Consider the following 19,234-nt stretch of genomic DNA (forward strand, 5'->3'; position numbering starts at 1 on the left):
TTGTCTTCTTTTTCTAATTATCATTTATTAATAATGGAAATGTTGACTTTCCTTCATAAACGGATTTCTTTTTGCTAATAACGGAGCTTTCGTTAAGGCACTAAATACTACCCAAACAAATAAACCTCCGAAGAATAAAAGCGCACTGATTTCTGGCACACCAATAAACCACGATTTCCCAACCGTTGCTGGCATCACCATATTGAAAATATCGATATAGTGACCAAATAAAATAATGATTCCAGCCATAACCACAAACCAGTTTACACGCTTATAATCGCTGTTCATCAATACCAATACTGGGAACACAAAATTGAGTGCTAACATTCCGAAGAACGGTAATTTATAGTCGTCTATTCTGGTGATAAAATAAGTCACCTCTTCAGGAATATTTGAGTACCAAATCAACATAAATTGTGAAAACCACAAATAGGTCCAGAAAATACTAATACCAAACATAAACTTCGCTAAATCGTGAATGTGGCTGTCATTTACATACTCTAAATAACCTCTAGATTTCAAATAGATAGTGATTAAAGCAATAACGGTAATACCCGAAACAAATAGACTTGCAAAAACATACCAGCCAAATAAAGTACTGAACCAGTGTGGGTCTAAACTCATAATCCAATCCCAAGACATCATCGATTCTGTTACAATAAAGAATACTAAGAATCCTGCAGATAATTTAAAGCTTTGCTTGTAGTACCTGTTATGATCAACTTCATCGTGGCGTAAAGAGTTTCTTCTTAAGAAATACCTAAACAAGTTCCAACCTGCAATATAAATAGCAGCTCTTATCAAGAAGAAAGGAACATTAAGATACGATTGTTTCCCTTGTAAAATTTTATCATTGGCTACCACATCAGCATCCATCCATACAAATAAATGGTTAACATGAAAACCTGATAAAGCTAATAGTATAAATACAATAATACTACCAGGTAATAAATATGCCGTGATCGCTTCCATTACTCTAAAAAGTACTGGAGACCAGCCTGCTTGTGCCGCATGTTGGATGGCGTAAAACGCTAAAACTCCTAGTGAAATCATAAAGAAGAAAAATGCTGCTACATAAACTGCTGCCCAAGGTTTGTTTTGCAACTGGTGTAACATATGCTTTGCATGCTTGTCGTGCTCATCGTGAGCCGCGTCTGCATGAGCATCCGCTTTAGCGTGATCACCAGCGTGATTTTCTTCTACGTGATGTGTAGTTGCCGCTGCTCCATGACCATCACCGTGATGTTCTTGCTCAGCTATTATTTTTTTAACATCTTCTATATCTGAAGGAGCCGAAAGAAAGGCGTAAACCATCCCGATTGCTCCAACAACCATAAATATGACTGCAAATAGTTTTATTTTACTTGATATCGTGTACATATTTAAATATCTAATGCGGTTATTTTATATTAATGCTCTTCTTCTGAAGAATGGTTTTCTGTTGTCTCGTTAGCTGGTGAAGTTTCGTTTTCTACTTCTTCAACCATCATATCTTTTTGCATACGTAACGAATCTGCAACAGCTTGTACATCTTCTTCGCTTACAAACTCTCGTTTTGGCGCTCCTTCTAATTGACGTTTTAAGTCCATCACATAATGGTTAATCTGCCATCTTTCTTTTTCATTGGTTTGCGAAGCATAAGAACCCATCGTGTTTAATCCGTAATAAGTCACATGGTAAACAGAGCCTTCTGTGATAGCCCTTCCTGGATCGTTATATGCAGGAACACCCAAAATCTTTTCTCGTTGTGCTAAATTTCCTTTTCCATCACCTTTATCACCATGGCAAATCGCACAGTAAATCGTATATAATTCTTTTCCTTTGTTAACGTTATCTTCGGTATAAGGAAGTGGGTTCGTTAAACCTGCTTTCGCAGAAGCTAAACCTTCTGTAGAGTTCTCATAACTATATAAAGAATGTCCTCTTGCGATTGTACCTTCCACCGGCAACATCGCTGCTTGTGTATTTTCAAAATACTCGTTGTCGTAACTTCCGTAAGGCTCATAGGCTACAGACTCATACATATTTGGAAAGTATTGGTAATTTCTGTCCTTTTTGTTGAAACAAGAAGTCACCGTTACCGAAACTACAACTGCTAATATGATTTTAAATAAACTTTTCATAGGTTTATTTGTTTATTAAATTTACTTCTAATGCTCCTGTGTCATTAAAAAACTTAGACATTTTTTCTACATCATGGTTTCCTACAGAAATTTCCATTAAAAAGTGATCGTCTGTGGTTCTCACATCTGGATTTTCTGCTTCTTTAAAAGGCCATAATTTACTTCTCAAATAAAATGTAATTACCATTAAGTGAGCCGCAAAAAATACGGTTAGCTCAAACATAATTGGCACAAATGCTGGCATATTTTCTATGAAACTAAAACTTGGCTTACCACCGATGTTTTGTGGCCAATCTTCGATCATGATAAAATTCATCATTGCGACAGCTACCGAAAGCCCAACTAATCCGTACAAAAACGAAGTGATAGCAATTCTAGTTGGCTCTAGACCCATAGCTTTATCTAGACCATGCACCGGAAAAGGTGTATAAATCTCTTCGATATGATAATTTGCTTGACGGGTTTGTTTGACCGCTTGCATCAGCAAATCGTCATCGGTGTATATAGCATGTATTACTTTTGAAGACATCTATTTATAATTAAATTTTAGTGTTCTATATTATTATCTGTATTGTCGCCATTACTGGCCGACTTTCTATTTTTTGGCTCCTCGTATAACTTAACGTTATCTCCGTGCTCTGCTCTCATCTTCTTATACTTTTCTCCAGAAGATTTCAAAATGGTTTTTACTTCTGCTTGTGCAATTACCGGGAAGGTTCTTGCATACAATAAGAATAACACAAAGAAAAATCCTATGGTACCAATAAAAATTCCTATATCTACGAAAGTTGGTGAGAACATTGTCCAAGATGATGGCAAGTAATCTCTGTGTAACGAGGTTACAATAATTACAAAACGTTCAAACCACATTCCTATATTTACTACAATCGAAATAAAGAAAGAGAACATAATACTTCTTCTTAACCTTGGGAACCACATAAACTGAGGTGAAAATACGTTACAGGTCATCATCGCCCAATAAGCCCACCAATAAGGTCCAGTTGCTCTGTTTAAGAAAGCATATTGTTCATATTCTACACCAGAATACCAAGCAATTACCAACTCAGTGATATAAGCCACCCCAACAATAGAACCCGTAATCATAATAACGATGTTCATCAGTTCGATATGCTGGATAGTGATATAATCTTCTAAATTCGACACTTTTCTCATAATAATGAGAAGCGTGTTTACCATCGCAAAACCAGAGAAAATTGCCCCTGCAACAAAATAAGGAGGGAAAATCGTGGTGTGCCAACCCGGAATTACCGAAGTAGCAAAGTCAAACGATACAATCGTGTGTACCGAAAGTACAAGTGGTGTTGCCAAACCTGCCAATACCAAGGATACTTCTTCAAAACGTTGCCAGTCTTTTGCTCTACCGCTCCATCCGAAAGAAATAAGTGAGTATATTTTTTTCTGAAAAGGTTTTACAGCTCTATCACGAATCATCGCAAAGTCAGGAAGTAAACCTGTCCACCAGAATACCAACGAAACAGACAGATAAGTTGAAATCGCAAATACGTCCCAAAGTAGGGGCGAGTTGAAGTTTACCCATAATGAACCTAGTGGATTAGGAACAGGCAAAACCCAATATCCTAACCAAGGACGACCCATGTGAATTACCGGGAACAAACCTGCTTGTACTACTGAGAAAATCGTCATTGCTTCTGCAGAACGGTTAATCGCCATTCTCCATTTCTGTCTGAATAACAATAATACCGCAGAAATAAGTGTACCCGCGTGACCAATACCAACCCACCAAACGAAGTTAGTAATATCCCAAGCCCAACCAACGGTTTTATTAAGACCCCAAGTTCCGATACCTGTAGATATGGTATAAATGATACATCCTATTCCCCAAAGAAAAGCAACAAGTGAAATTCCAAAAACAATCCACCATGATTTATTGGCTTTACCTTCTACAGGAGCTGCAACATCAACAGTTACATCGTGATAATTTTTATCTCCTGTAACTAAAGGTCTTCTTATAGGTGCTTCGTAATGCGCCATAATTCTCTATAATTGTTTAAATCTTTATTATACTTCTGTAGTGTTTCTTACTTTCGTTAGGTAGAAAACGTTTGGTTTTGTCCCTACGTGCTCTAACAAATGATACATACGATCGTCTTCTTTGTTGGCAAACACTTTACTTTCTTTATCGTTGATATCCCCAAAGACCATCGCTCCTGAACTACAAGCTCTAGAACAAGCCGTTTGGAAATCACCATCTTTTATAGCTCTGCCATCACGCTTTGCATCTAAAATGGTCTTTTGTGTCATCTGAATACACATCGAACATTTTTCCATCACCCCGCGAGAACGAACGGTTACGTCTGGGTTTAATACCATACGACCTAAATCGTTATTCATGTTATAGTCAAACTCTTCGTTTTCGCTATACAAGAACCAGTTAAATCTTCTTACTTTATATGGACAGTTGTTGGCACAATACCTTGTACCTACACAACGGTTATACGCCATATGGTTTTGACCTTGACGACCGTGTGAAGTTGCCGCTACCGGACAAACTGTTTCACAAGGAGCGTGATTACAATGCTGACACATAACAGGCTGGAAAACCACTTGCGGACTATCTGAAGCTTCTTCCATTTCTCCAAATCCAGAAAGCGAATCTCCTAAACCATCAAAATTATCTTTTTTCTCGTTATCTCCTTCAAAAGATTCTTCTGAAGAATAATATCTATCGATACGCAACCAATGCATATCGCGACTTCTTCTCACCTCTGTCTTACCAACAACTGGCACGTTATTTTCGCTATGACATGCAATCACACAAGCTCCACAACCTGTACAAGCGTTTAAATCAATCGATAAGTTAAAATGATGCCCAATACTTCTATCAAACTCATCCCAAATATCTACTTCTGGAGAAGTTACGGCAAATGGCTCGTGATCTTTTGACACGTGCGGCATTTCATTCCACTCTGATTTTGGCTTGGTACTGAAAATTTCTAAAGTTGTTTCTTTTACGATATCACCTCTACCCATTAAGGTATTATGCAATTGTACACAAGCAAATTCGTGTTCGCCAGCGGCTTTTTCTATGGTTACGTTCTGTACAGTACTAAAGTTTTGATATAACGGATAAGCATTTACCCCAACTTGCATTTCTTTTTGGATAGCTTCTTTTCTTCCGTAACCTAACGCCAAACCAACAGAACCTTTTGCCTGCCCTGGTTGAATGATAACGGGCACATTTTTGAGTTCTACTTTTCCAACTTTTACGTTAGCGTAACTACCGTTTAATCCACCATTAGCAACGTGTTTGTTTATCAAATCCAATGCTTCCGCATCAGCTTTGGAAATTGTTAAGTAGTTGTCCCAAGTTGTTCTGGTAATTGGGTCTGGCAATTCTTGCAACCAAGGGTTGTTAGCTTGCTCACCATCACCTAAAGCAGTTTTGGTATATAAAGTAAGTTCATAGCCTTTTGCATTTGCTGCAGGGATGATCATCCTAGACGAAGCTGTAGAATTCACAGTATTTTCTGTGGTTGTTACTGCTGTAACTGCTCCTTCGAAAACACCATCATGCAATGCTTCTTCCCATTTTTTGTTCCCCAAAGAACCCGCTATATTTTCTTTGATATACTCATGGTATTTTTTATCATTTCCTATCCACTTCAACAAGGACTCTTGGAATTGTCTTGTATCAAACAATGGTTTGATGGTAGGCTGCATTAAACTAAAGTTTTTAGTCGTTAACTGTACATCGCCCCAACTTTCTAAATAATGAGGAGTTGCCGCTACAAACTCAGATAATTTAGCCGTTTCGTCCATTTTCATAGCGAAATCTACTACTAAACCTACTTTCTTTAGTCCTTTGACAAAATCTTCTGCATTTGGCAAACTATAGGCCGGATTGACTCCTGCAATCATTAAAGCTCCTACGCTTCCCGCATTCATTTCAGCAACAAGCTGATTGACTTGTGCCGCACTACCCTGTCTTGTCAAAATAGCATTATCGGTATCCATCACTTCGCTACCGGAATTGATAGAAAGCACCGCTTGTTGTGCTTCTATATCGGGTAAACCTGTAATTACTACACCTTTACCACCGGCTCTTTGTAGAGCTGCTTTTGCTTTTTGTACCGCTTCCGCTGCTTTTCCTTTTAATCCCGAACCACCTTTTCCCGCAAGAGCCAAGACAACTTGTTTGAGCTCAGAAGGTTTTAAGGCTACTCTTTTATCTGCATTTGCTCCAGAAATAGTCATATTAGCTTCAAACTGGAAGTGCTGTGACATTTTTCCCTTCGAAGGAATTCTGCCTTTTGCATATCCAGAATCGAATCCGCCTCCTTGCCAATCTCCTAAGAAATCTGCTCCTACAGAAACAATCACTTCTGCTTTTGAGAAATCATAATTTGCTAAAGCTCTTTTTCCGAATTTCGATTGGAAAGCTTCTAAAGCCGCATCTTCACTTACGGTATCGTAAACTACATGGCTTACGTTACTATATTTAGAAGAAAATTCTTTAATTAATTTTGAAGTTGACGGACTTGCAAATGTTTGTGTTAAGAAAACAATTTTCTTTCCGCCTTGAGCTTGTAATCTTTTAGCTACTTCTGCATCAAACTTTTCCCAAGCTACCGGCTCACCTTTTATGGTTGGCCTTTTGAGTCTTTGGTTATCATACAAAGATAAAACCGACGCATGAACTCTCGCATTTGCACCAGCGTTTACCTTACCTAAGGTATTGTTTTCTACCTTGATCGGCCTTCCTTCTCTCGTTTTAATCAACACGCTAGAAAAATCGAAACCATCTGCAATGGTAGTCGCATAATAGTTGGCCACCCCAGGAACAATCTCATCGGGTTGCACTACGTAAGGAATAGATTTTGTCACAGGACCCTCGCAAGCCGCTAGAGAAGCTGCCGCTGTACTAAACCCTACAAATTTTAAGAAATCTCTTCGTGAAGTTTTTGAACTTTCAAGTGTTTCTTTATCTCCTAAAAAATCATCTATAGGAATTTCCTCTACAAACTCATTTTGTTGAAGCGTCTCAACAATAGAACTATCTCCTTTTAGCTCTTCAACACTTTTCCAGTATTTCTTGTTTGATGACATATATTAATAGCTATTAAATCCTTAAATTAGTAATGACATTTTCCACACTCTAAAGCTCCCATTTGAGCAGCCGTAAGTGTTTCTACACCATATTTTTTAGATAACTCTGCGTGAATCTTCTCGTAATACTCATTACCCTCTACCTTCACATTGGTTTCTCTGTGACAGTTAATACACCAACCCATCGTTAATGGCGAATGCTGACGCATAATTTCCATTTCTTCTACAGGGCCGTGACATTCTTGACAAGCAATTCCTGCCACAGAAACGTGTTGCGAGTGGTTAAAATAAGCAAAGTCTGGTAAGTTGTGAATTCTCACCCATTTTACAGGCTTTGTTTCACCCGTATAAGATTGTGTTGTTTTATCCCAACCTACTGCATCGTATAATTTTGCAATTTCACCATCGTAAAATTCTTTTGTATAATCTTCGTTTACCGAAGTATTTGCGTTAGAAGCATCTGCTACTTCGCTAATAGACTTGTGACAGTTCATACACACGTTTAACGACGGAATACCCGAAGTTTTACTTACTCTTGCAGAAGAGTGACAATATTTACACTCGATAGCGTTGTCACCTGCGTGAATTCTATGTGAGAAATGAATTGGCTGTACTGGTTCGTAACCTTGGTCTACACCTACCTGCATTAAGTATCCGTAAGCGAAATAACCACCCGCTAGCAACAAAAAGATAGAAGTCACTAAAACCAAGAATTGGTTTTCTACAAATGCTTTCCAGATTGGTTTTCTCGTTGGCCCTTCCACCACCTGAATGCCGCTTTCGCTCGCAAAACGGTTAAGCGTTTTATTCACCAAGAAAAGCGCAATCACCAACAAGGCTAAAACAAAAGCAAGAATAGCTAAAATCACTTCCGTTGGAACACCACCACTTGAAGTTTCTCCTCCAACTGGTGGAGTTTGCGCAACTGCGGGTTCAGGTTTTGGCTGCTCTACATAAGCTAAAATATCATCGATATCGGCATCAGAAAGCTGCGGGAAAGCGTTCATTGCCGTTTGGTTGTACTCTTCGTAAATTGCAACTGCTTCGGCATCTCCAGAAGCAATCATTGCTGCACTGTTTTTTACCCATTCATAAATCCAATCTCTATCACGTCTTTCGGTCACCCCATGCAATGCAGGACCTGTAGATCTCGAATAGGGCTTATGACAAGAAGCACATAATGAGTTAAACAACTCTTTTCCTTTAGCAGCATCTCCAGATTGTCCTTCTGCAGTTGCAGCATTTTCTGCATCAGCAACCGCATCTGCTGTCTCTGCAGCCCCTACTTCAACAGGAGTTTCTTGTGATAATAAAACTTGGGAAAATGTAAAGAAAACTACTAATGCTAGTAGTGTTTTTGAAATGGAATTACGGAGATTCTCCTTTTTCATATTACAGTCGAATTAACATCTTATTTTATATGAATTTTATTTTTAGATAGTTAGCAATAAGGCGTAAGTTTTCCAAAAAAAATTCAAGCACAAAAGTAATACTTAAACATGATTTTAGGAATGTTATAGGTATGTTAATAGCTAATTTATATCATTTCTAAATAATATATTTATAGGATATGAGTTATTAATTTTACTTTTGTAATATAATCTCGACACCATGAATAAAATTGCTGTAAAAGCCTGTTTGTTTTTTGTTTTGACAATTACTTTTGACCAAATGTCTTACGGACAAGAAGACCTCAGATCTTCTGCTGTTCTTAGCGAACTTATTTCTACCAAATCTAAAATGGTAAAAAACAGCGAATTAGGCGAACGCTACAAAGTTCAACTGATTTCTGGCTCTACGCTTGAGGAAGCCAATAAAATAGAACGGAAATTTAAGAGCTTATACCCAGGCTATCCGGTTACTATCAAATACGAAACTCCTAATTATAAAGTTTGGGCAGGTGAGTTTGTAACCAAATTAGAAGCAGAGCGCCTATTTATACAATTGCGGGATGAGTTTAAAAGTGCTTTTGTTTTTAAACCATAGGTTTATAATCAGTTTAAAAAAACTATAAGAAACTCATTTCCTCAACCTGTTCCGATAGTTACAGGGATTGTTTCAGGTTCTCATTCTGATTTTAAAATCAATTTGATGAGATTTCGTATCAAGCACGGAATGGACACTGTAAAAACAAAAAAAGCAGCCGTTGGGCTGCTTTTTTGTTTCGTGTAAACGATAACTTATTTCAGTTTTTTCTTTACTGCTACTTCTTGGAAGGCTTCTAAAATATCTCCTACCTTGATATCGTTATAGTTCTTGACTTGTAAACCACACTCATAGCCTTTGGCCACCTCTTTTACGTCGTCTTTAAAACGCTTTAAAGAAGCCAATTCACCTGTGTAAACCACAACGCCTTCACGGATTAATCTCACATTGCTATTTCTGTAGATTTTACCATCGGTGACCATACAACCTGCAATGGTACCAACTTTAGAAACTTTAAATATTTCTCTTATCTCAACATTTCCGGTAATTTCTTCCTTCATTTCCGGAGAAAGCATTCCTTCCATCGCGTCTTTTAGGTCGTTGATAGCATCGTAAATAATTGAGTAAGTTCTGATATCGATTTCTTCTTTATCGGCAACCGCTCTTGCATTTCCAGCAGGTCGCACATTAAATCCGATAATAATTGCATCGGAAGCCGAAGCTAACAACACATCACTTTCGGTGATCGCACCAACTCCTTTATGAATAATATTCACCTGAATTTCTTCGGTAGATAGTTTCTGGAAACTATCTGTTAAAGCTTCAACCGAACCATCTACATCACCTTTTAAAATAATGTTAAGTTCTTTAAATTCGCCAAGCGCAATTCTTCGCCCAATTTCGTCTAAGGTTATATGACGTTGCGTTCTTACACTTTGCTCACGTTGTAATTGCGTTCTTTTTGCTGCAATGTCTTTGGCTTCGCGCTCGTCTAACATCACATTGAACTTATCACCCGCTTGCGGAGCTCCGTCTAAACCAAGTATAGAAACTGGTGTTGAAGGGCCTGCTTCTTTTATCACTTTGCCGCGTTCGTCATGCATCGCTTTTACCTTACCAGAAGTGGTTCCGGCAAGAACGTAATCACCAATTTTTAACGTACCCGATTGCACTAAAATGGTAGAAACATAACCTCTACCTTTATCTAAAAAGGCTTCGACAACTGTTCCGGATGCACTTTTGTTAGGATTGGCTTTAAGCTCTAATATCTCTGCTTCTAATAATACTTTTTCTAAAAGCTCCGGAATACCATCTCCTGTTTTTGCAGAAATATCTTGTGATTGTACTTTTCCGCCCCAATCTTCCACCAACAAGTTCATACTTGCTAATTTCTCTTTGATTTTATCTGGATTGGCATTTGGCAAATCTACTTTGTTGATTGCAAAAACAATAGGAACTCCTGCTGCTTGCGCATGAGAAATCGCCTCTTTGGTTTGTGGCATCACATCATCATCTGCTGCAATCACAATAATCGCAATATCGGTAACTTGTGCACCACGTGCACGCATGGCCGTAAAGGCTTCGTGACCTGGCGTATCTAAGAAAGCAATGGTTTTGCCGTTTTCTAATTCTACACCATAAGCTCCGATGTGCTGGGTAATCCCCCCACTTTCACCCGCAATTACGTTTTCTTCACGAATGTAATCTAACAACGAGGTTTTACCGTGATCTACGTGACCCATTACGGTTACAATCGGCGCTCTATCTTGTAAATCTTCTGGAGCATCTTGTTCTTCTTCGATAGATTCTTCCAAATCTGAAGTGACAAAGTTTACTTCATAACCAAACTCTTCAGCAACAATACTCAAAGTTTCGGCATCTAAGCGCTGGTTCATCGTTACCATCATTCCCAAGCTCATACAAGCCGAAATCACTTTGGTAACTGGCACATCCATCATCGTAGCAACTTCACTTACAGTAACAAATTCGGTCACTTTTAGTGTTTTGCTTTCTTGTTCTTGTTGCGCAAGTTCTTCTTCAGATTTTTGACGGTGTTGATCTCTTTTATCGCGACGATATTTTGCACCTTTTCCTTTGCTCGATTTACCTTGAAGTTTTTCTAAGGTCTCTCTAACTTGCTTTTGGATTTCTTCTTCAGAAGGTTCTTCTTTGGTTATGGCTCCTCTACGTGATTTACCTCCTTTTTTGAAATCAGAACGCTTTCTATTATTATCATTAGAAAAATCTTTAGAAATACGTTTTCTCTTCTTCTTTCTATTCGAATTATCGTCTTTTTTATCTTTAGGCTCTTCTTTTTTCTTAGGCTTCTTTTTAAACTGACTAAGGTCTATTTTTTCGCCTGTAATTCTAGGACCGTCTAATTTCTGATATTTCGTTTCTAAACGCTCTTCTTCAGGCTCTTCCGCTTTAGGCGCTTCTTTCTTTTCTGGAGCCTTTGGCTTTTCTTGTTTCTTGGGTTCAGCAACTTCTTTTTTAGGCTCTTCCTTTTTTGGAGCTTCTTTTGGTGTTTCCTTTTTTGGCTTATCTAGATCTATTTTACCAACTTGTTTAGGACCACTCAATTTAGTTTTGGCTTTTACAACCTCTTCTTCCTCTTCTTTTTTGCGTTCTTCTTCTAGTTTACGGAGTTTTTCTTCTTGCTCCTTTTCACGAGCTAAGCGAAGTTCTTCTTTTTCTTTCCTCTTCTCTTCACTCACTTCTTTTGAAGCAACCCTTTTACTCTTGTCTGTTTGAAATTTTTCTGCCAGCACTTCGTAAACATCTTCTGTGATTTTAGTCGTCGGGCGAGCATCAATCTCGATTCCCTTTGAGTCTAAATATTCCACAGCACGATCTAGCGAAATATTAAATTCACGTAGTACTTTGTTTAAACGCATGTTTTTTGCTTCAGCCATAAATTGCCCTCTAAATTAACTTTTTATTGTAATATATATTGAAGTCATTTGAACTTTTTCGATTAAACGCAAAAAATTCAAACCACCTCATTACTAATCTTCAAATTCTGCTTTCAGCACTTTCATCACCTGCTGAATGGTTTCTTCTTCTAAATCGGTAATCTTTACCAAATGCTCTACATCTTTTTCAATAATGCTCTTGGCAGTGTCTAAACCAATTTTAGAAAACTCTTCGATGATCCATGGTTCTATTTCGTCTGAGAACTCACTTAATTCTACATCTTCGTCGTCGTGACCATCTCTATATACATCTATCTCGTAGCCTGTAAGTTTACCTGCCAATCTAATGTTGTGACCGCCTCGACCAATTGCTTTAGAAACTTCTTCGGGTTGAAGGGTTACCAAAGCCGTTTTGTTTTCTTCGTTGATCTCGATATTGGTCACTTTTGCAGGACTCAAAGCTCTGCTTATCAATAATTGTGTGTTGTTGGTGTAATTTATCACATCGATGTTTTCGTTACCCAATTCTCTCACGATTCCGTGAATACGAGAACCTTTCATCCCCACACAAGCTCCAACAGGATCAATTCTATCATCATAAGAATCTACAGCTACTTTTGCTTTTTCACCCGGAATTCTTACTACTTTTTTTACCGTAATCAATCCGTCAAAAACTTCTGGAATTTCTTGCTCAAACAATTTTTCCAAAAATTCTGGCGCTGTACGCGAAAAGATAATTACGGGTTTATTTCCTTTTAACTCTACACTTTCAATCACACCTCTTACGTTGTCTCCTTTTCTAAAAAAGTCTGACGGTATTTGCTTGTCTTTTGGCATGATAAGTTCGTTACCTTCGTCATCCAACAAAATAACTGCTCTGTGCCTGATGTGGTGAACCTCAGCCGAATAAATTTCGCCTTCAAGGTCTTTGAACTGCTTATAGATATTGGTATTATCGTGCTCGTGTATTTTTGAAATCAAGTTTTGTCTTAAAGCCAAAATAGCACGACGCCCTAAATCGATTAATTTTACTTCTTCAGATACATCTTCACCAACCTCAAAATCTGGCTCTATCTTTCTCGCATCGGTAAGCGAAATCTCTTGGTTGTCATCCTCTACTTCACCATCAGCTACCACTATTCTGTTTCTCCAGATTTCTAAATCTCCTTTATCTGGATTGATAATGATATCAAAGTTATCATCTTCACCAAATTTCTTTTTGAGTGCGTTCCTAAAAACGTCTTCCAAAATCGCCATTAAGGTAACGCGATCAATCAGTTTATCATCTTTAAACTCTGAAAAAGAGTTGATTAAATCGATATTTTCCATATCATTTTTTAGTTAAAATGTTATCATCACTTTTGCTTCATTTATCTCTTGGTAAGGAATCACTTGTTGTTTTTCTACGGTGACTTTTCCTTTACCGGTTTCTTTGGGTTCTCTTGCTTTCCACGTAAGTGTAATTGCTTCTTCTGTTACCTCAGTAAGGTTTCCTTCTATACTTTGATCGGCAGTTTTTACGCTTAACTTTCTGTTGAGATTCTTTTTAAATTGTCTCGGTAATTGAAGTGGCGCTGTAACTCCTGCAGAAGTAACCTCTAGAGAAAAATCTTCTTCTTCTCGGTCTAAATTGTGCTCTATCTTGCGGCTCACTTCTATACAATCGTTTACCGAAACACCTTGATCCCCATCGATAACGACCAAAATCTCATTATTAGGTTTAATCTTAAAATCGATTAAAAACAATTCTTTATTTTCCTCTAAAGCTTTATCTAAAAGCTGTTTTACCACCTCATGCTGCATAAAAAAATTTTATAAAAAGAGGGGACTTTTTGTCCCCTCACTCAATTTTTCCTAATTAACGTGGTGCAAATATAGTAAATATTTCTAATATAATAAATTAGACCTTCAAAGAAATTATTCGTAACTTTAAGTTTAAAATAGAAAACCAACTTATAATTACTATTAATATGAAAAAAATACTTGTACCTACCGATTTTTCCAAACAAGCTGAAGATGCCCTAAAAGTAGCGGCACAATTGGCCCGTAAATACGATAGCGAAATCTACCTTACCCATTTACTCGACTTGCCAGCTGACACTATCAACCCTGTTGCTGGAGGTAACGGAAACAACCTTCCCGAATCTATCTTTTTTATGAAATTGGCGCATCAGAAGTTTGAAAAAATGATGGCACTCGATTTTCTTGAAGGCATAAAAGTGCACGAGACGGTTCAGTTCAACAAAACTTTTGAAGGAATCATGGATTTTATTAAAGAAAACAAAGTTGATCTGATTGTGATGGGTTCGCATGGCGTTAGCGGAATGAAAGAAATTTTTATTGGTTCGAACACCGAAAAAGTAGTTCGCCACGCCGAAGTTCCTGTTTTGGTGGTGAAGCACGATTTCGAAATCAACGGCATTAATAGCATGATCTACGCCACCGATTTGCTAGAAGACAAACGTCATTCTTTTTTAAAAGCTCTAAATTTTGCCCGTAAAATGGATGCGATGATGCACGTAGTTTACATCAATACTTCCAACAAGTTTAAAACCACTGACTATATCGATGAGAAAACCGAAAAGTTTTTTAGTGGAGTGACGTACGACAAATATGATTTTGAGCTCTACAATGCCAAATCGGTGGAAGAAGGCATTTTAAAATTTGCAAGTCGTAAAAATGCAGGTTTAATTGGTATAAGTACACACGGCAGAAAAGGTTTGGCGCATTTCCTTAACGGAAGTTTGAGCGAAGATTTAGCCAATCATGCCAAACGACCTGTGGTGACTTTTAAGATATGAGGTGAGAAATTTCACAGTAATGAATTATGATTACTGAGTCGTCTCGAATTGATGAGTCAAAGTTAAGGAGTCTTAATAGAAGTCATTAATGGGTTATTCTTAAGCATTCATTATCAATAACAATTTAAGAATGAGTTCTTGAAATAATTGGTTTTTTTTATAAACTACTCTTCTGAATAAACTTACGATAAAGGAAAATAATACAAAGTGACATTATCCAAAATATTATAGAAAAAGCAATAAAATAAATTACAAAATACCTAGACCAAATAAATAATCGATATAATGAGATTTCCAATACTTTTTTATAAAAACAAAATCATCAATTATCATAAAAACAATAAATCCTATTGTAAATATTAAACTTGAATATTTATATATTTTAAAAATCTTATCTATTAGGTTAATCAATATATATTTACATTAAATGTTATAACACAACTGCGTATTTTATTTTTTTAATTGTGCTAATTGTTGTTTAGCATATTGCTTTGCTTGTTCATCACCATATTCATAAGTTTTTTCATAATACTCAATTGCTTTTTCCTTATTACCTTTCAATTTGTAAGCGTATGCAATATTGCTAAGAACTATAAAATCTTTTGGATTAATTTTTACTGCTTTTAAAAGTGATTCTATCCCTTTGTCATATTCGCCAGTCAATAAATAAGTTATTGAAATATTTGATAAACTCTCTATATGGTTAGGGTAATACTCCAAAACTTTATTTGCAATTGCTCGCATATTTTTTAGTAAATCATCATTTCCAGTATTGTATAGCTGTATTTGATAACTTTGAATACTTAACAGAAATTCTTTTTCACCACCATCATATTTTTCATGGTTTGTCCAAGTCCACAGATTATTGTTTTTAGCTGAAAACTCTATTGTTTTAATTATTTCTTTAGTGAAATTTGTCCAATCAGTTATTTCTCCAAGGGCATAAATTTTACCAAATCTCATGTCAAGTCGATTTGGATAAAGTTCGATCCCTTTATCAATTTTGTCAAATCCTTTTTTTAATTCTCTTTGATTATAGTAAATTTGATTTCCCAAAAAACCAGCGGTTTGATTCAAACTATCTTTAAGTACAAAACCATCTCCGTTTGGCTCTTCATTTGTAAATGTCAGTACTTCTTGACGTGATTTTTTTATATAATAATTAAAAAAACTTGTATAAAGTTCGGCATCTTTTGGATTCTTAGATTGCCATTTTTCCAAAATTTTCAATTGATTTATGGTATCATTTGCTTGGAAATATTCTTGAAATTCAGTTTGATAATTCTGACTCATGACTGTTTGTGAAACAAAAACAATAATTAAAGTCGCTAATTTTTTTTTCATATGTTTTTTCTTGGTTTAATGCCAAATATTCTACAACAACACTTTCTTTAAACCGCCTTCGATAAACTTCCAGAAAAAATTCCAAAAAGATTTGGTTTTATCGCGCTGTACAGCCTCTACTTTTTCCTCTGTTCCGCCTTCGTCGGTTTTGTTTTTCACTACCAAATTAGCAATAAAACTCAACACCTTGCTTTTTTTCTTTTCTTCTTTTTTTAAGACAACGAGTTTAAACTTGTCGTATTCTATCTTAAAATCGCCACTGGCTTGATGTGGATTTGCCGTATAATTATAAAAAGCTTTTTTAACGTGACCTTCGGCTTTCATATTAAACGCGGGCACAAAAAAAGAATTGATGGATTCTTCTGGAATATTAAATCCAGCTCCATAAACCTTAAATCGATCTAAAGTATCGTTAACTTTAAAACTCCAATTGAAATCTAACGGAGAGACACCCATATACTTGGTAGTGATTTTTACTTTGGTTTCCGGAAAATCTTCGCGGTCTAAATCGATATTGGTCACATTTGCAATTTCAAACTCGATGGGATCGAAAAAAACCCGACCGGGTTCTGCATCTACCCGTATGCGTTCTTGGTAATCTACAAAAGAGTTTTTGATATTTACCGAATCTATCTTGAGTTTTACCTCTAAATCACGTAACATTTTGCTGTACAAAGGTTTTTCTCGTAAATCGTCATTGACGGTTTTATCGCGATAGATATCTAAAAACAATTGATCTATGACAATCATTTTTGCCTCAAACTGTTTTACCGAATCGTTTACAAACTCATAATCTTGTATTTTTATACTCGGTATTTTTAAGGTCATGATATCTTTTTCGTAAGGAATATGCTGGATGTATTCCGTTTTGGAGTACTTAGGTTTTAAAAATAAATCCACAACAGCGATATTTTTAGCATCTAGCTGAATATCTTTTACTTCTAGGGTTTGTAAATCACCAGCATCCATAAAAATTTCTTTGGCTTCCAACTGGTAATTTTCCGTTTTAAAAGGAATTTCTGCCGCTAAAGTTTCTTCATTGATACTTATATTCTCTAGGGTTAAATGAAAATCTCGAACACTTAGATGAGTTACTGAATCTCTTTTTTGGGTAATTTTTCCGTTTTTAAGGAGAAGTTCGTTAATAAAAACAGCTTGTTTAAGTGTTGGTTTTTTTGCTGGTTTTTTTACCGAATCTTTTGCTACTTTTTTCTGAATTTCAATAATTGGGTTCTCAATAATCAACTGATCTACGCTAATTTTATCCTCAAAAAAATAATTGTAATAACTCAAACCTTTCACCTGAACATTTTGTAACTGAACTTGCGAAGTGTCTCTCGCTCTTTTCCAGTTTAAACCTTCAAGTTTTACATTTCCAGAGAAGGTATTTACCTCAATATTTTTGTAAGTGAAATCGCCTTCTAAAATCGTAGAAGGCAGTTTGTTTTTAATTTTATTTTCTATAAAGTTATTTGCAAACAAACAAGCAACGACCACCAAAACGATAAGAACAATCGGAATGAGAAATCTTTTTTTCATAGGGTAAATTTAGGTTTTAGTTAAATTTAAATTAATTAATATTTTCTTATCATTTTCAAATTAGTTTTCAAATTAGTTTTGATAAAAAACTAATCCCAATGTTTTTAAAAACCTTTTTTATGTTTGTCATTAGCATTGCCGAAATTTCTTTCGGGTTTTATAGTTTTACTCAGACCGAGAGCCTGTTTATCAAGTTTTTATTTTTCGTTTCTGTTGCCGTTTTTCTATCGATAATACTATTACAATCTACTAAATTTTTCACTGTAAAAGAGAAAAATTAATATAGTTTTAGTATTATTACTTAATGAAATTAGTTTGTATAGCCGATACACATTCTAAAGAAAAAGAGCTTTTTATTCCCCATGGCGATGTCCTTATTCATGCAGGCGATTACAGTCATTTAGGAAGAAAAAAAGAAACCAATCATTTTTTTGATTGGCTAATTGCCCAACCACATACCTATAAAATTGTAGTAGCGGGCAATCATGATTATTATTTAGAAAAAATGTATGATGATTTCTCAGAATTAAACCTTCCTAAAAACATTCATATTTTACACAACAAAGAAATTATCATAAAAGGAAAACGGTTTTATGGTTCGCCAAACACCAATTTAGGCAAAAGCTGGGCTTTTGGGCTCACCGTTCCCGAAATGGAAAACAACTGGAAAAAGATTCCTGAAAATACCGATGTAGTTATCACCCATATGCCACCTTATGATGTCTTAGACCATACTAGGTACAATCATATTGGTTGCAATTATTTACGAAACGTCATAAAAAAGATAAAACCTAAGTACCACATTTTTGGTCATGCGCACGAAAATTACGGAAAAGTTACCCTCGGCGAAACCACTTTTATCAACGCAACATCTTTCGATAACAAACTGATATCTAAAAATCCGCCGATTGTGTTGGAGTTGTAAGTTTATGTTATTAATTGTAAATAAATATTAATCTTTACTAACTTGCTGTTAAAAAAAATAATGGAAAATTTTAAATCTTTAACTAGTGAATTAGGGCAGATGTTTGCTATTGGAATAAAAATCGGCTCTATTGTTTGTTTAGGATTTTTGATATATGGTATTATTGAAAATGTTTATGATGCAATATTGTTTTCAATTTTAGCGATATTGTTTTTATATATAACTTTATTAAGGAAAATGTTTTCTTTTAAAAAAATTGAATATTCTACTGAAGCAATTAAAATTAGTGATGAAAAATATAGTTTTAATAATATCATAGATTTTAAACTTGGATATATTATCCTAAAAGATGACCCTTCAAAAAATAATTATTACAATTATTTTTATTCACAAAATCGATTTAAAGAATTAAAAAGATTATTATCAAAACAATAAGTACATTTCTTTACTTACCGATTACCTTTTTTAATTATTCTAAGTAGAATATTTTTCTTTAGGGAAAAGAATAAACAGATTAAATTTCTCTTACCAAAATGTAGTAGTTATAATTTACTTTATAAAAAAACTCCAACA

The 19,234-nt window shown here is 35.7% G+C and carries 15 protein-coding genes; 4 read left to right on the forward strand and 11 right to left on the reverse strand.

Annotation, left to right across the window (positions count from 1 at the left end; genetic code table 11):
* Positions 1–27 precede the first annotated feature (27 nt).
* From DNG35_RS04785 to DNG35_RS04810, 6 genes are read right to left on the reverse strand one after another with little or no spacing between them, the layout of a single operon-like run.
* Positions 28–1,380, reverse strand: a complete 1,353-nt coding sequence (locus tag DNG35_RS04785; RefSeq protein ID WP_111126612.1) for a quinol:cytochrome C oxidoreductase — start codon at positions 1,378–1,380, stop codon at positions 28–30.
* Positions 1,381–1,409: 29 nt separating this feature from the next.
* Positions 1,410–2,123 carry a cytochrome c gene (locus DNG35_RS04790; RefSeq protein ID WP_111126613.1) on the reverse strand — a complete coding sequence of 238 codons (714 nt, stop codon included), beginning with the start codon at positions 2,121–2,123 and terminating at the stop codon, positions 1,410–1,412.
* A gap of 4 nt (positions 2,124–2,127) precedes the next feature.
* Positions 2,128–2,652 carry a DUF3341 domain-containing protein gene (locus DNG35_RS04795; RefSeq protein WP_111126614.1) on the reverse strand — a complete coding sequence of 175 codons (525 nt, stop codon included), beginning with the start codon at positions 2,650–2,652 and terminating at the stop codon, positions 2,128–2,130.
* Positions 2,653–2,669: 17 nt separating this feature from the next.
* Positions 2,670–4,136: an NrfD/PsrC family molybdoenzyme membrane anchor subunit gene (gene nrfD / locus DNG35_RS04800; RefSeq protein ID WP_111126615.1), complete on the reverse strand. Its 1,467-nt coding sequence runs from the start codon at positions 4,134–4,136 to the stop codon at positions 2,670–2,672.
* A gap of 27 nt (positions 4,137–4,163) precedes the next feature.
* Positions 4,164–7,211 (reverse strand): TAT-variant-translocated molybdopterin oxidoreductase, encoded by a 3,048-nt coding sequence (locus DNG35_RS04805; RefSeq protein ID WP_111126616.1) that lies wholly within the window; start codon positions 7,209–7,211, stop codon positions 4,164–4,166.
* Between the two features lie 26 nt (positions 7,212–7,237).
* A complete protein-coding gene (locus tag DNG35_RS04810; protein ID WP_111126617.1) occupies positions 7,238–8,602 on the reverse strand; it encodes a c-type cytochrome in 1,365 nt (454 codons plus the stop codon).
* A gap of 220 nt (positions 8,603–8,822) precedes the next feature.
* On the opposite strand from DNG35_RS04810, the gene DNG35_RS04815 reads away from it, so the two are divergent.
* Entirely contained in the window at positions 8,823–9,197 is a 375-nt protein-coding gene (locus DNG35_RS04815) for an SPOR domain-containing protein (protein WP_111126618.1), read from the forward strand.
* A gap of 194 nt (positions 9,198–9,391) precedes the next feature.
* Here DNG35_RS04815 and infB read toward each other — a convergent pair whose 3' ends face one another.
* The 3 genes from infB to rimP form a co-directional block, all read right to left on the reverse strand.
* On the reverse strand, positions 9,392–12,052 hold the full coding sequence (infB, locus tag DNG35_RS04820; RefSeq protein ID WP_111126619.1) for a translation initiation factor IF-2: 2,661 nt from the start codon (positions 12,050–12,052) through the stop codon (positions 9,392–9,394).
* A gap of 93 nt (positions 12,053–12,145) precedes the next feature.
* The gene (gene nusA / locus DNG35_RS04825; protein WP_111126620.1) at positions 12,146–13,381 is read right to left on the reverse strand and encodes a transcription termination factor NusA; all 1,236 of its coding nucleotides are present in this window, start codon (positions 13,379–13,381) and stop codon (positions 12,146–12,148) included.
* A 12-nt stretch (positions 13,382–13,393) separates the two neighbouring features.
* Positions 13,394–13,855 carry a ribosome assembly cofactor RimP gene (rimP, locus tag DNG35_RS04830; protein ID WP_111126621.1) on the reverse strand — a complete coding sequence of 154 codons (462 nt, stop codon included), beginning with the start codon at positions 13,853–13,855 and terminating at the stop codon, positions 13,394–13,396.
* A 167-nt stretch (positions 13,856–14,022) separates the two neighbouring features.
* Here rimP and DNG35_RS04835 point away from each other — a divergent pair, with 167 nt between their 5' ends.
* Positions 14,023–14,853, forward strand: a complete 831-nt coding sequence (locus DNG35_RS04835) for a universal stress protein (protein ID WP_111126622.1) — start codon at positions 14,023–14,025, stop codon at positions 14,851–14,853.
* A gap of 450 nt (positions 14,854–15,303) precedes the next feature.
* On the opposite strand, the gene DNG35_RS04840 is transcribed toward DNG35_RS04835, so the two are convergent.
* Positions 15,304–16,197 (reverse strand): tetratricopeptide repeat protein, encoded by an 894-nt coding sequence (locus tag DNG35_RS04840; RefSeq protein ID WP_111126623.1) that lies wholly within the window; start codon positions 16,195–16,197, stop codon positions 15,304–15,306.
* A 30-nt stretch (positions 16,198–16,227) separates the two neighbouring features.
* Entirely contained in the window at positions 16,228–17,736 is a 1,509-nt protein-coding gene (locus tag DNG35_RS04845; protein WP_111126624.1) for a hypothetical protein, read from the reverse strand.
* Between the two features lie 304 nt (positions 17,737–18,040).
* Between DNG35_RS04845 and DNG35_RS04850 the strand changes: the two genes are divergently transcribed.
* Positions 18,041–18,661, forward strand: a complete 621-nt coding sequence (locus DNG35_RS04850; protein WP_111126625.1) for a metallophosphatase domain-containing protein — start codon at positions 18,041–18,043, stop codon at positions 18,659–18,661.
* A gap of 60 nt (positions 18,662–18,721) precedes the next feature.
* Positions 18,722–19,096: a hypothetical protein gene (locus DNG35_RS04855; RefSeq protein ID WP_111126626.1), complete on the forward strand. Its 375-nt coding sequence runs from the start codon at positions 18,722–18,724 to the stop codon at positions 19,094–19,096.
* The last annotated feature ends 138 nt before the right edge of the window (positions 19,097–19,234 follow it).

The sequence above is a fragment of the Mesonia sp. K7 genome (genome assembly GCF_003233725.1).
In the GTDB taxonomy this organism is placed as follows: Bacteria; Bacteroidota; Bacteroidia; order Flavobacteriales; family Flavobacteriaceae; genus Mesonia.